The 14,181-nt window shown below is 44.3% G+C and carries 12 protein-coding genes; 6 read left to right on the top strand and 6 right to left on the bottom strand.

Annotated features, from left to right (window positions below):
- Window positions 1-53 precede the first annotated feature (53 nt).
- The 6 genes from mvk to AB4X21_RS08890 all read left to right on the top strand — a co-directional run bounded on the left by mvk (window position 54) and on the right by AB4X21_RS08890 (window position 6,756).
- On the top strand, window positions 54-932 hold the full coding sequence (mvk, locus tag AB4X21_RS08915) for a mevalonate kinase (protein ID WP_173018945.1): 879 nt from the start codon (window positions 54-56) through the stop codon (window positions 930-932).
- Complete coding sequence (mvaD, locus tag AB4X21_RS08910) at window positions 914-1,864, top strand: diphosphomevalonate decarboxylase (RefSeq protein WP_369087866.1); 951 nt, start codon at window positions 914-916, stop codon at window positions 1,862-1,864. Before mvk ends, mvaD begins: the two co-directional genes overlap by 19 nt.
- On the top strand, window positions 1,854-2,861 hold the full coding sequence (locus AB4X21_RS08905; protein WP_369087865.1) for a phosphomevalonate kinase: 1,008 nt from the start codon (window positions 1,854-1,856) through the stop codon (window positions 2,859-2,861). Before mvaD ends, AB4X21_RS08905 begins: the two co-directional genes overlap by 11 nt.
- Window positions 2,858-3,862, top strand: a complete 1,005-nt coding sequence (gene fni, locus AB4X21_RS08900) for a type 2 isopentenyl-diphosphate Delta-isomerase (RefSeq protein WP_369087864.1) — start codon at window positions 2,858-2,860, stop codon at window positions 3,860-3,862. The genes AB4X21_RS08905 and fni overlap by 4 nt, the downstream gene beginning before the upstream one ends.
- Before the next feature lie 412 nt (window positions 3,863-4,274).
- A complete protein-coding gene (locus AB4X21_RS08895) occupies window positions 4,275-5,936 on the top strand; it encodes a C69 family dipeptidase (protein ID WP_369087863.1) in 1,662 nt (553 codons plus the stop codon).
- Window positions 5,929-6,756: a PrsW family glutamic-type intramembrane protease gene (locus AB4X21_RS08890; RefSeq protein ID WP_227038635.1), complete on the top strand. Its 828-nt coding sequence runs from the start codon at window positions 5,929-5,931 to the stop codon at window positions 6,754-6,756. Before AB4X21_RS08895 ends, AB4X21_RS08890 begins: the two co-directional genes overlap by 8 nt.
- A gap of 484 nt (window positions 6,757-7,240) precedes the next feature.
- On the opposite strand, the gene AB4X21_RS08885 is transcribed toward AB4X21_RS08890, so the two are convergent.
- The 6 genes from AB4X21_RS08885 to pflB all read right to left on the bottom strand — a co-directional run bounded on the left by AB4X21_RS08885 (window position 7,241) and on the right by pflB (window position 14,163).
- A complete protein-coding gene (locus tag AB4X21_RS08885; protein WP_049471908.1) occupies window positions 7,241-8,503 on the bottom strand; it encodes a hydroxymethylglutaryl-CoA reductase, degradative in 1,263 nt (420 codons plus the stop codon).
- On the bottom strand, window positions 8,503-9,675 hold the full coding sequence (locus tag AB4X21_RS08880; protein ID WP_320911154.1) for a hydroxymethylglutaryl-CoA synthase: 1,173 nt from the start codon (window positions 9,673-9,675) through the stop codon (window positions 8,503-8,505). Before AB4X21_RS08880 ends, AB4X21_RS08885 begins: the two co-directional genes overlap by 1 nt.
- A 186-nt stretch (window positions 9,676-9,861) precedes the next feature.
- Window positions 9,862-10,092, bottom strand: coding sequence for a hypothetical protein (locus AB4X21_RS08875; RefSeq protein ID WP_118227821.1), 231 nt, complete (start codon window positions 10,090-10,092; stop codon window positions 9,862-9,864).
- Between the two features lie 106 nt (window positions 10,093-10,198).
- Window positions 10,199-10,666: a threonine/serine exporter family protein gene (locus tag AB4X21_RS08870; RefSeq protein ID WP_003005049.1), complete on the bottom strand. Its 468-nt coding sequence runs from the start codon at window positions 10,664-10,666 to the stop codon at window positions 10,199-10,201.
- A 4-nt stretch (window positions 10,667-10,670) separates the two neighbouring features.
- Entirely contained in the window at window positions 10,671-11,429 is a 759-nt protein-coding gene (locus AB4X21_RS08865) for a threonine/serine exporter family protein (protein WP_155128164.1), read from the bottom strand.
- A 418-nt stretch (window positions 11,430-11,847) separates the two neighbouring features.
- Entirely contained in the window at window positions 11,848-14,163 is a 2,316-nt protein-coding gene (gene pflB / locus AB4X21_RS08860; RefSeq protein ID WP_155128162.1) for a formate C-acetyltransferase, read from the bottom strand.
- Between the last annotated feature and the right edge of the window lie 18 nt (window positions 14,164-14,181).

Genomic DNA, 14,181 nt, shown 5'->3' with positions numbered 1-14,181 from the left:
TTTTTGGCTGATTTATATTAAAATAGTAATGACCTTAATAGAGCGAGATGAATATGAAGAAAGAGATAGGCGTCGGAAGGGCGCATAGTAAAATTATCTTAATTGGAGAGCATGCGGTGGTCTATGGTTATCCGGCTATTGCGCTGCCACTCCATCATATAGAAGTGATCTGCCAGATCGTCCCGGCAGATCGTCCATGGATTTTGTTTGAAGATGATACCTTGTCCATGGCGGTTTTTGCGTCTCTTGAGCACCTCGGGATTCGCGAGGCCCGGATTCGCTGTCGCATTCAGTCCATGGTACCGGAAAAACGTGGGATGGGATCGTCTGCGGCGGTGAGTATCGCCGCTATTCGTGCCGTTTTTGACTATTATCAGAAAGAGCTGGATGATGAGACCTTAGAAATCCTGGTCAATCGAGCAGAAACCATTGCCCATATGAATCCAAGCGGGCTCGATGCCAAGACTTGTTTGAGTGATCAAGCCATTAAATTCATCCGGAATGTCGGCTTTTACCCGCTGGAGCTGGGGATAAAAGCGAGCTTGGTGATTGCGGATACGGGGATTCACGGCAATACACGTGAGGCGATTCAAAAGGTTGAAGCCAAGGGGCAGGAAGTTTTGCCCCATTTCCATGAGATTGGTCAGTTGACCCAGCAGGTGGAAGAGGCTCTGAAAATGAATGATCTAACGAGCCTAGGACAGGCTCTGACTACTTGCCATGAGCACTTGAGAGCCGTCGGTGTCAGCTGTGTTGAAGCAGACCACCTGGTTGCCGTTGCCCTTGAGAATGGGGCCTTAGGCGCTAAAATGAGCGGAGGCGGTCTTGGTGGCTGTGTGATTGCCCTCGTCAAGGATTCTCGTGAAGCAGCAACCATTGCCCATGCATTAGAAAAAGAAGGAGCGCACCATACATGGATCGAAAACCTGTAAAGGCTAAGTCCTATGCCAATATCGCGATTATCAAATACTGGGGAAAAGAAGATGCCAAACAAATGGTCCCTTCGACCAGTTCGATTTCGTTAACCTTAGAGAATATGTATACAGAGACAAGGCTATCACCCTTGCCAGCAGATGCGACTGCGCATGAGTTTTACATCGATGGGGAATTCCAAAATCCAGCTGAGCAAGCTAAAATTGGAGCTGTGATTGATGGCTTGAAGCCATCAGATGAAGCAGGATTTGTTCGGGTGGATACCAGCAACAACATGCCAACCGCAGCAGGCTTGTCCTCTAGCTCGAGCGGCCTCTCTGCTCTCGTCAAGGCTTGCAATCGGTATTATGATTTGGGCTTGAGCCAGGAGGAATTAGCTCAAAAAGCCAAGTTTGCTTCGGGTTCCTCTTCACGGTCTTTCTTTGGTCCCTTAGCAGCCTGGGACAAAGAAAGTGGAGAAATTTATAAGGTTAAAACAGACCTGAAACTGGCTATGATCATGCTGGTTCTCAATGACAAGCAAAAGCCCGTTTCCAGCCGGGAAGGGATGAAACGCTGCATGGAGACTTCGACTAATTTCAAAGAATGGATCGAAGAGTCTCGACAAGATTATAAGGACATGCTGGACTATCTAGCTGGCAATGATTTTGAACAGGTCGGTCAGTTGACAGAGCGCAATGCCCTTGCTATGCATGCGACGACTAGAACAGCCACTCCAGCCTTTAGCTACTTGACAGAAGAAAGCCACAAAGCTATGGACTTTGTCCGTGAGCTTCGCGCTACAGGCCATGCTTGTTACTTTACCATGGATGCAGGGCCGAATGTTAAGGTTCTCTGTTTAGAAGAAGACTTGGATCAGCTGGTGCCTTTATTTGATGCCCGCTATCGGACCATCGTATCTAAGACAAAGGACCCTCAAGATGAAGACTAAGTATCAGGTACAGACTGGAGGCAAGCTCTATCTAGCTGGAGAATACGCGGTGCTAACGCCTGGCTATGGAGCCGTGATTCAGTTTATCCCTATTTATCTGTCAGCTACTATCCAAGAATCTAGAAGCTATCAGCTAGCCTCAGATCTCTTTGGTTACCAGGTGGATTTGACCCCAAATAAGGACTACGCCTTGATTCAAGAGACCATTCAGCTCATGGAAGAGTGGCTGAAAGATCAGGGAATAGCCCCTAAACCGTTTGACCTTCACCTTAGAGGAACACTGGGCGAAGAGGGGAAAAAGTATGGGATTGGTTCCAGCGGAAGTGTGGTCTTGCTCGTGATCAAGGCCATGGCTGCTCTGTATGAGTTAGACTTAAATCCAGATCTGCTCTTTCGACTAGCAGCAGTGGTCTTGGTGCAAAGAGGGGACAATGGTTCCATGGGCGATTTGGCTTGCATTGCTTACGAGGGCTTGATTTATTACCAATCCTTTGATCGGGCTTGGTTGCATGAAGTCTTGACTTCTCAGCCTCTTTCACAAGTTTTAGACCTGGATTGGGACTACCAGATCTGCTCGATCCAGCCAGCCATCTCTTATGATTTTCTGGTTGGTTGGACCAAGGAACCAGCGATTTCAAGTGATTTGATCCGCCAGGTCAAGGGAGCGATCAAGGAAGATTTTCTTCAGGAGAGCCAGAGTGCAGTGAAGAATCTTGAAAAAGGCCTCCGTGAAGGGAACCAAAAGGAAATTGAGACCAGTATCAAACGTGCCGATAAGAACCTAAAGTCTTTGAACCCTTTGATCTATACCCCAGCTCTAAAAGAGCTGCAAGAAGCGACAGAGGGGCTTTCTGCCTGTGCCAAATCCAGTGGTGCTGGAGGAGGCGACTGTGGAATCGCCCTTAGTTTTGACCCAGTTGAGACTCAGACCTTGATAGACCGCTGGAAGGAAAAGAATATTGAAGTCATTTACCAAGAAAGGATGGGAGATTCGTGAGCGAAAATCGAAAAGACCAGCATATTCGCTATGCCTTGGAGCAAAGCTCCTCCTATAATAGCTTTGATGAGATCGAGCTGATTCACCGATCCCTCCCCCTTGTGGATCTAGCAGAGATTGATCTAACAACCCATTTCGCAGGGCGTGATTGGGAGGTCCCTTTTTATATCAATGCCATGACAGGCGGGAGTAAACGGGCCAAAGAGATCAATCAAAAGTTGGCAGCAGTAGCCGAAGCCTGTGGGATTCTCTTTGTGACTGGCTCTTACAGTGCAGGGCTGAAGGATCCGAGCGATCAATCGTATACGGTCAAAAAGGACCATCCTCATCTTCTTTTAGCGACCAATATTGGCATCGATAAAGAGCCAGATTTGGGCTTGCGAACAGTGGAAGAGCTACAACCCCTCTTTCTTCAAGTCCATGTGAATCTGATGCAAGAGTTGCTCATGCCCGAAGGGGAGCGGATTTTCCACACTTGGAAAGACCATCTCAAGATCTATGGGCAGGGCTTTCCAGTGCCTGTAGTCCTGAAAGAAGTTGGCTTTGGTATGGATCCCAAAACAGTTCAGGCAGCGCTAGAAGCTGGGATCAAAACCGTCGATATTTCTGGTAGTGGTGGCACTAGCTTTGCCTATATTGAGAATCGTCGTGGTGGCAATCGCGCTTATCTGGATGATTGGGGACAATCAACTGCGCAATGTCTCTTACAGTTACAGGATCAGATGGATCAGGTTGAGATCCTCGCAAGTGGTGGCATCCGTCATCCTCTTGATATGGTCAAGGCCTTGGTCCTCGGAGCGCGTGGCGTAGGACTATCCCGCGTTTTTCTTGAGATGGTAGAGACTAAGAGCATTGAAGAAGTGATCGTCCTTGTCCAAGGCTGGAAAGAAGACCTCAGATTGCTTCTATGTGCGCTCGGTTGTCAGAACCTGAAAGAGCTCCGTGAAGTCGACTATCTCCTCTATGGAAAGTTGTGGCAAGCTCAGCAACAGAAAAAATGAAGAAAAATCATTTTAGAAACTTTCCTTAGGTGAGTACGGACGTCAGCGAACTTCTACGAAGTTCCATGACTTAGTTTTGAACCTAAGGTTTCAAAACTCCCGAGTGCCTGAAACAAAAACATTTCAGGCACTTTTCTCACGGCGGAAAGTTTTCGTATATTATGATTCATTTTGAAAATTAGAACTCTTTTATAGTTCTTTGAAGAATCACTTAACTTATTTTACTTAAAAATTAGTTCCTATTCGTTTAGGATTGGCAAAATAAGCCAATTTTTTCTTTTTTTTGAAAAAGTGTTCTCCTCAAAAATTCTGATAGTTTACGAATCGTTTACGGTTGCTGGAATCGCTTGCAAAATAGGCTTGTAAAAGAGTATACTAAATAAGGAAAAACATTTTTAAAAAGGAGTTTAGGATGAAGAAGCACTATTTTCGATCAGCTGTAGCAGCCTTGCTTCCGCTTTTGTTGATTGCTCAACCTGTTGAGGCTTGTACAGGGTTCATCATCGGGAAGAAACTGACGGCCGACGGTTCGACCTTGGTAGGTCGTACCGAAGATTTAGAGCCCAACCATAATAAAAATTTTGTGGTCAGAGAGCGTGTCTACAATAAAAAAGGAGCCATCTTTGAGGATGCTGCCAACGGTTTTCAATATCCCTTACCTGAGATTAGCTATAAGTATACAGCGGTTCCAGATGTCACCCCTGATCAGGGAATTTTTGACGAAGCAGGATTCAATGAATATGGGGTTTCCATTTCTGCCACTGTATCTGCTTCAGCAAATGACAAGATCCAAAAAGTGGATCCCTATGTCAAGGATGGCCTCGCAGAATCGGGCTTGACTAGTATCGTTCTCCCTAGTGTGAAAACCGCAAGAGAAGGGGTTGAACTCATTGCTAAAATCGTCGAAGAAAAAGGCGCTGCAGAAGGAAATATTGTGACCATTGCCGATAAAGAAGGCGTCTGGTATATGGAAATCCTATCTGGCCATCAATATGCAGCGATTCTCTTCCCAGAGGATCGGTTTGCTGTCTTTCCAAATACCTTCTTCTTAGGGCATGTAGATCTGTCGGATACCGAACGCACGATCGCTTCAAAAGATCTTGAAAAAGTCGCCAAAGAAGCCAATAGCTATAAGGAAGTGGACGGAAAATTCCACGTTTCTCAATCCTATAATCCGCCTTTGCAAGAAGCAGATCGCTCTCGGGTTTGGTCGGGAATCAAATCGCTAGACCCAAGCTCTCCTGTTAAATATGACGATGCGTCCTTTGACCTTCTTCATACAACCGATCGGAAATTAACTCTCCGCGATGCTATGAATCTCCAACGCAATCGTTTGGAAGGAACCAAATATAAACCACAGGATCAAATGGAGCTGGATGGAAAAGGTATTCCGAAAAAAGGGGAGTTTGATGCGGTTTATAAATACCCTATTTCCAATCCAAATGTCATGGAGGCCCATATTTTCCAACTGAAAGACGATGTCCCAGCGAGTGCGGGTGGGGGCACCATGTGGCTGTCGATGGGTAGTCCACGAAATGCTCCATATCTACCCTACTATGGCAATATTCTCAACACCTATCAAGCCTACCAAGAATTAGGGGATCATTACAATGATCGCTCTTGGTATTGGACCATTTCAAGAATCAATGACCTTGTGGCCAAGTATCCAGATTTATTCGAAGATGGGGCGATTCGTACTGAAATGGAACGATTGGAGTCTCAGTGGATGGTCGAACAAGATCTGAGTGATAAGGAGCAAATTGCCCTTGCTTCTCAGCCTGAAGAAGCGAGTGAGAAGGCAACAGAGGAAAGCTTGGCAAGAGCTGAGAAAACCTTCGAACGCTTGCAAGAAATCAGAAAAGAAGCAGAACAAAAGGTAGCAGATGAACACGGAAAAAGTGCTCTGCAGAATTTAGATGACGAAGAAGATGCTGCTTATGAAGAAAAGATTGATCTCGTTGAATTTGACTATGATTACATTCTAGCAGCAGGCTTATTCGGGGCAACCCTTCTAGCGATTGTGATCTACCTGATTCGCTCAAAGAAACAAAAGGGAGGAAAACAAGATGACTAAAATTCAAAGAGCCTCGATCTATCTTTTTCTACTGTTGGCAGGAATTGGCTTGGAGTTTGAACTCGGTCATCTTTCTCAACAAGAATTTAGCCAGTCTGCAGGCAGAGATTTGGTCTTAAACTTGTCTGTCTTAGCTGCAATTATTATCCCGCTCTATCTCTTTTCAAAACGATTGGGCAAGCAGTTGTCTGTCCCAACTTATGTCTTATGGATTGCCATGTTTGGAGGAGCCTTCGTAGCAGGCTGGTTGAGCTTTTCAGGCAATAGCTTGATTGATATTATGAATAGCCATGTGATCAAGGATGCCACTGTCTTTAACAAGTGGACCGATGCCTTGACGGCCCCATTTTCAGAGGAATTCTTTAAGGCTCTGGTTGCCTTTTGGGTTGTCTTGATGGTTGGCAAGAAAGATCTAAAAGCGATTCTAATTGCAGGCTTGGGCTCTGGCTTTGGTTTTCAAATCATTGAGGATTTAGGGTATGTTGCTCGCCAAACCAAAACCAGCCAATTAGCCGCGGTTACTGAGGCCATTAACCGGATCTCTGGTGGATTAGCTTCACATGCCCTCTATACTGCTGTTGTATCCGTTGGTATCTTCCTCTTGTTGTCTCAAGTAACCCAGCAAAAGGAAAAACTCTTTGGGCTTTGGTGTGTTCTCTCGACAGTAGCCAATCACTTCTTATGGAACTCTCCGTTTTATGAAACAGACCATCGGATTAATCTTCTCGTCGGACTACTCTTTGCCGTCCAAGTAGGGACCTTTATCGAAGTGGTGCTCTATACTAAGAAACATCCCGAGCTGCCATTTTTAAAACAATAAGAAAAATTTTTCAAACACAAAAGAGAGTGGGACAGAAATCGGTAATTCGTTAGAACTCGATTTCGTCGTCCCACCTCCGCACAGTTGAGTAGGGCTGTAAAAGCTGATGAAATTAGCGTAGTAGAGCCCACTCAACCACTGCGTCTTGCTCGACAATCCAAAAATAATTGAGAGGCTAGGACTTTTGTCCCAGCCTCTTTTAGAATGTAAACAAACTGTTTTTTACATAAAACAAGCTAAGTGATGCAGAATAATTAAAAATGATACATACCAATAGGCTCATTCAAACATACACTGAAACTTTCCGCAGTGAGAAAAGTGCTAGAAATAGGATTGTTTCTAGCACTCGGGAGTTTTGAAACTTTAGGTTCAAAACTAAGTCATGGAACTTCTTCGAAGTTCGCTGACGTCAGTACTCACCTAAGGAAAGTTTCAAAAATGACTTTGTCTTCAATCTGAAAACGAAAACCTTGTCTTAGTTCTTTTATTTTCTCAATTCTTGTAAGAGTGTTTGTGCTTTTTCTAAATTAAAGGGTTTGTTTTCAAGGAGTTGGCTGACCAATCGGGGAACTTCCTCTTCCTTAGCCCCTGCTAGAAGGGCTAGGGAGCGTGCTTGGAGTTTCATATGCCCTGCTTGAATCCCTGTGGTGACAAGGGCTTTGAGTGCTGCGAAATTCTGCGCCAAACCGAGCGAAGCGATGATACCTGCTAATTCAATAGCAGAAGGCTCTCCTAGCAAACGGTGGCTGACTTGAACCATTGGGTTGAGGCCAATCGAGCCTCCTTTTGTCGCAACCGGCATTGGTAGGGTGATCTCTCCATAGAGTTTTTTCTCTTCCGGCTGACTTGTCCAGTGACTCAAGCCCTTGTATGAACCACTTTGTGCAGCATAGGCATGGGCTCCTGCTTCGATGGCCCGCCAGTCATTACCTGTCGCAAGGACCAGGGCATCAATCCCGTTAAAAATTCCCTTGTTATGAGTAGCTGCACGGTAAGGATCCACTTGAGCCAGTTGGCTAGCTAGCTCCATCCGGTGGGCAATCTCAATGGCTTCCTCAGGATTTCGACTCAGTGCTTTAAAATCGATGGCACACCGTGCACTCACTAAAGAGCGAGTAGCCAAGTTGGATAAAATTGCCATCAAGGCCTGACCACCAGAGAGTTCCTGGATACGATCGGTCAGAGCTTCTAACATGGTATTGAGCATATTGGCCCCCATGGCTTCTTTGGGATCGACAGCCAAGTAGACAATAAGAAAGTCCCCCTTGTTTTCGACCCAAAGATCCCTTGCTCCACCTCCACGCTTGACGATCGAAGGATAGGCTTCATTAGCGAGCTGAAGAAGGGTTTTCTTGTCTTCTAGGATACGCTTGCTAGCAACTTCCATGTCTTCAACATCCGTCAGAGCGATCTCACCGATCATTTGCCGCTGGTGCACCTGGGTGGTGAAACCGCCTGAACGTTGAATGAGCTTGGCTGCAAAGCTGGCAGCCGCAACCACGGAAGGCTCTTCTGTGACCATGGGAAGGACATAGTCACGACCATTGATCAGGAAATAAGGAGCGAGGCTAAAAGGCAAGTCAAAAGTCGACAAGACATTTTCTGTCAATTGATCTGCAATAGAAAGGGGAAGTCCCTTTTGTTCTTTTAAGATCTGTGCTTCATCCCAAGTTAAGAGGCCTTCCTTCAGTAAGGCCTCTATGCGTTCTGTGGGAGAAAGTTTTGCAAAACCTGGTAATCGTGCCATTATTTTTCTACTTTCTGGTAAGTGCGTTGGTGTTCCTTGATCTCTGTCAAAGCAAAAGTTTGATGCGTAGCAGGCTCAAACACTTGATTGCCACTAGGATCTAGATCTACTTCCTCATAAAAGAGTCGTTCGTAGTCAGCAACACTAAGAACCGTACGTTGGTCCAGTTTTTCCATGCGTTTGTGATCTAAGAGTTGCTCAAAACCAGGAACAAGGTTAGCACTAAAGATCTCAGAAACCGCTCCACTTCCATAGCTAAAGAGGGCGATTCGGTCCCCAGCTTTGAGTTGGGGGTCATTTTCCAGTAGTGATAGCAAGCCTAGGAAAAGAGATCCAGTGTAGATATTTCCCACGCGTTGGCTGTATAGAATCGATTGATCAAAGTTGTATTGTAATTGATCTTTTTTCTCTTCTGATAATGACTTATCCAAGATTTTTTTCAAGCCCTTGAGAGCTAATTTTGGATAAGGTAAATGGAAGCAGACGGACGCAAAGTCTGTCAAGGTAAGGCCAGTCCGTTTCTGGTATTCCGCCCAGGTTGTTTTCAGAGAATCTAGATATTGTTGCGTTGAATAAATCCCATTCACGAAGGGAGTTGTCGCATAATTTGGACGCCAAAAATCCATGACATCGCGTGTTTGGGCAACATTATCATCGTTAAAAGATAGAATACGAGGATTTTGGCTGATCAGCATAGCAACCGCTCCAGCCCCCTGTGTTGGTTCTCCAGGAGTTCCAATTCCGTATTTAGCAATGTCACTCGCAATGACCAAAACCTTACTCTGTGGAAATTTTTCAACATGGAGTTTAGCATAATCCAAGGCAGCAGTCGCAGCATAGCAGGCTTCTTTCATCTCAAAAGAGCGGGCGAAAGGCTGGATATCTAGTAAGCCATGGACAAACACAGCAGCAGCCTTACTCTGGTCAATTCCAGATTCTGTCGCAAGAATCACCATGTCGATCGCTTCTTTATCTTCGTCTGTTAAAATATCATCTGCTGCAGTAGCAGCCAATGTGACGATGTCTTCTGTGATCGGTGCAACACTTTGTTCTTTTAAGAGAAGACCCTTGCTCAGTTTTTCGGGATCAGTATCACGAGCAGCAGCCAAATCTTCTAAACGCAAGACATAAGGACTCGTCGCAAAACCAATCTTATCAATCCCAATTGTCATTCTTAACCTCTTTTTTATTTGATATCTACTAGTATATTTCGTTACTATTTTACCATATTTAAGGGTAAAACTCCCTTGAAAAAGCTAGATCAGCAAGGAAATCATTCTCGGGACCGATTTTGCAATGTTTCAAAGAAAAATAGAGAATCTATAAGAAAAAGCCATCCTCAGATGACTTTTCAAATCTTATCCTTGCTTATCTTTTTTAGGATTGCTCATGATTCGTATGAAGAGTTCTTTGCATTTGTCTCTTAGAACATTTTCGTAGAAGACGATTAAAGCGATGTACACAATCAGAAAGTTCAAGGTCAGATAGAACAAGTCAAATGAATTACGGGCATAGATAGTTGCTGATTGATAGGAGGGGAGGGCTCCTAGGATCATCCAAGGAAGATACTTGATATACTTGTTTAGCATCATACATCACCTCGCATACTTTAAAGGATTTGTTTTTTCACTTTTATTGTATTCTTTTATGTGGAAAATGCAAGCAAGGACACTTATAAAATTTGAAAAACCAATGCTAGTTGGCATTGGTCATTTTTCTTTTTTGATGGCGTTGGTAAGAATGGTAGAGTTTCAAGACAACAGATCCGCTAGCCATCCCGATGGAGATCACCAAGGCAAGAATAACCACCAGGGTCACGCTGGTTACTGCTTGGCGATATTGCCCACTGACAAAGAAGGAAGTGGTTCGATAGGAAATATATCCTGGAACCAAGGGGGCGAGAATGGACAACATAAAGACCACGACAGGCGTCTTGAGAATGATACTTAAAATCTGACTGATACAGGAGCCGACAATGGCTGCGATAAAGGTCGCAACGATGACATTGGTAGGCCCTTTCAGGATATAGTAAAGTAGCCAGATGCCCATGCCTAGGATTCCTCCAGGAATCAACATGGAGCGCTGCACATTTAGGACAATTAAAAAGGTGATGATGGCAATCAAACTGGCCACCGCTTGGATTAAAAATTCAGTTAGGTTCATGATTTTATTTCATAAGGACGAGGGCGACCGTTGTACCGGCACCAAGTGCAAGAGTAATGAGGAGAGTTTCAAAGAGTTTGCTCATCCCAGAGTTGAGGTGGTAATTCATCAGATCGCGGACGGCATTGGTCATGGCGATTCCAGGAACGAAGGGCATGACACAGCCTGCGATAATGAGATCGGTATTGGAAGGAAAACCACTATAGCGCGTCCAGATATGGGCCAAAAAACCAAAGACAAAGGCGGCCGCAAAGGCAGTGACAAAAGGAATGCGAACGTATTTCTCAACGACAAGAGAAAAAGCAAAGGCAAAGACAGTCGCAATACCTGCTCCAATCGCATCATAGAAATTTCCTCCAAACATGATGGAGAAGAAAGGCGCACTGAGGGTTGCCGCAATGGTCAACTGGAGATTGGTATAAGGAGCGCGCTTCATTTTCAACTCGCTCAGGGCTTTGTAGGCTTGCTCGAGATCTATCTCTCCAGAGACGAGTTGACGGGAGATCTGATTGACGTCACAGACCTTTTCGATATTGTAATTGGTCCGCAAGATCCGTTTCATGCGCGTGACATTGGCATTCTCGATTGAAAAGAAAATAGCGACTGGCATCGCTAAAACATTGCAATCGACGATTCCTTGTGAATGGGCGATCCGGATCATGGTATCTTCGACCCGGTGAATCTCAGAACCGCTCTCGATCAGGAGGGTTCCAGCTAACATCAGGACGTCGATCACTTGGTTGATCTGTTTTGACTCTTCCATAATTTCCTTCTTACTAAATAATCTGTTTCTATTATAGCAAAAAAGGACGAGAGACAGAACTAAAATCTGACAATTCTAGTTTGTTTCTTATCCTTTCTGAATTCGTTTAGAATAGCTATTGTTTAGGCTTATCATTCGTTAACTCGGGTGGTGATGTTGCACGGTGCTATCCTGGACGAGAAGGGTTGCTAAAAAGATCAGTGCAATCAGGATAAAGAGCCAAATAATAGCGAAAATAAATGTTAAAAACATAGGATCACCCCTTCTATATTATTTACAGCTCTACTATAACACTTGGAGAAAGCGCTGTCAAACCCTGTGTAGTAAGCTCTTAAACTCTTTCAAAATTCAGAATACTCTTGCGATGGGAATGAAAAAACCAGCCGTTTCCGACTGGTTTTTAAGACCTATTTGAATCTTAGTTCAAGGCATCATCCATTGAAAGAACTTCGTGGAAGACACGTTGTGTCAATTCAGTTTTTTGTTCTGGAGTGAGGTATTTAGTGTTTACACAGTATCCAGAGATACGAACGATAACGTCTTCACCGCTCATGATCTTTTCGTAAACATCGTTCAAGTCCATAACGTTCAAGTTACAGTGTTGTCCACCGTTTTCGAAGTATCCATCAAGGATAGTTACCAAGTTATCAACTTGTTCGTCACGAGTTTTACCAAGAGCACGTGGTGATACTTGAGTAGTGAGTGAGATACCATCAGCTGCGTAACCAAAGTCAAGGCTAGCAAGTGAGTTCAAGTTTTGCAACCATCCACCTTTAGCTTTGTTAGATGGGTTAGCACCTGGTGAGAAGAATTCCAATTTAGACAAGTTCACAGAACCATCTTCGTTGAGGTATACCCCTTTGTGGACTGGTGAGTTACCAGTTTGTTTAGAGTAAGCAACGTTAGAAGTGATGGTAAGAAGTGAAACAGTTGCTTCAGCGTTCTTGTAAAGTTTGTGGCTGCGAAGACGAGTAGTGTAAGCTTCGATCAACCATTCTGCCAATTCGTTAGAACGTGGGTCATCTTCACCCCAACGTGGGTATTCACCGATTGTTTCGTAATCGTAGATGTAGCCATCTTCGTCACGGATTGGTTTAACAGTAGCGTATTTGATTGCTGACAAAGTATCAACAGTGTTAGCGAATCCACAGATACCGAATCCCATGTTAGCGCGTTGGTGAGTTGGCAAGAAGGCCATTTGAACAGCTTCGTAGTTGTACTTATCAGTCATGTAGTGGATGATGTTCAAAGCATCTACGTAAGTGTCTGTCAACCAGTCAAGAGATTTTTCGAAGTTTGCTTTAACAGATTCGAATTCAAGAACTTCGTCACGGATTGGATCGATGTCAAATACTTTATAGTCTTTATGAACATCGTCGTAACCACCGTTCAAACCAGTAAGAAGAGCTTTAAGAACGTTAACACGAGCACCGAAGTATTGGATGTTGTGGCGTTGTTCTTCGTTTTCTGGGTCAAGTGGAGATACACAACATGAGATACAGCTCATTTCACCGTATCCGTCTTTCGCCATTGTTGTTACACCTTCGTATTGGATAGAAGAGTGTTTATGGCTCATGTGCATACAGTAGCGACGGAAGTTGTATGGCAATTTGTCAGTCCAAAGAACTGTCAAGTTTGGTTCTGGAGAGTTACCGATGTTGTCCAAAGTGTTCAAGAAACGGTAGTCCATCTTAGTAACACGGTGACGACCGTCGTTACCCATACCAGCCATTGATGTTGTGATGAAGGTTGGGTCACCTGAGTACAATTCGTCGTAAGCTTTTGTACGAGCAAATTTAACAGTACGCAATTTCATAACGAAATCGTCAACGAATTCTTGGATTTCTGATTCAGTAAATGTACCACGAGCCAAGTCACGTTCAGCGTAGATATCCAAAACGATTGGCACACGTCCAAGAGAAGTAGCAGCACCGTTGATCACACGGCAGACAGCCATGAAGGCGATGTTTGTCCATTGGATTGCTTCTTTTGTATTGAAGGCAGGACGACGTACGTCTACACCATAAAGGTCACCCAATTTAACAACTTCTTGAAGTGCTTGGTATTGAAGGTTTACTTCTTCACGAAGACGGATTGATTCTTCATCGATTTCAGTAATAGAGTTCCAGTCGTTTGCTTTTTCAGCCATCAAGTAGTCAGCACCGTAAAGAGCCAAACGTGCATAAACCCCGATGATACGTCCACGAGAGTATGCATCTGGAAGACCAGTTACAGTGTGAGCGTGACGTGCACGACGGATGTTTGTAGTATAAGCACGGAAGATACCATCGTTTACAGTTGTAACGTATTTTGTGAAGATTTCATGAACTGCTGGATCTGGTTCGTATCCATTTTCTTTCAAAGTAGTTTCCGCCATACGGATACCACCACGAGGCATGAAGTTCAATTTGAACAATTCATCATTTTGGATACCGAAGATCAATTCGTTTTCTTTGTCGATATATCCAGCTGCGATATCAGCGATAGATGTTGGACGGTTATCGTATGGGAAACGAGTTTCTTCGTAATGAGCTTTTGTTTCTTCAACAATCTTCTTGATGTGAAGAGAACGTTCAGTTGGACCAGCTAGGAAGCTTTCATCGCCATCATAAGGTGTGTAGTTAGCTTGAACGAAGCGAGAAACGCTTGCTTTTTCTTTCCAATCTTCACCTTTGAAGCCTTCCCAGGCTTTGTCAAAAATATCTTGTGCTTCAACGACTGTTTTAACAACCATTTTTATTTTCCTCTATTG

Source organism: Streptococcus sp. CP1998, from assembly GCF_041026655.1.
GTDB classification, from domain to species: Bacteria; Bacillota; Bacilli; order Lactobacillales; family Streptococcaceae; genus Streptococcus; species Streptococcus dentalis.
This window is presented reverse-complemented; position numbering and strand designations above follow the sequence as displayed.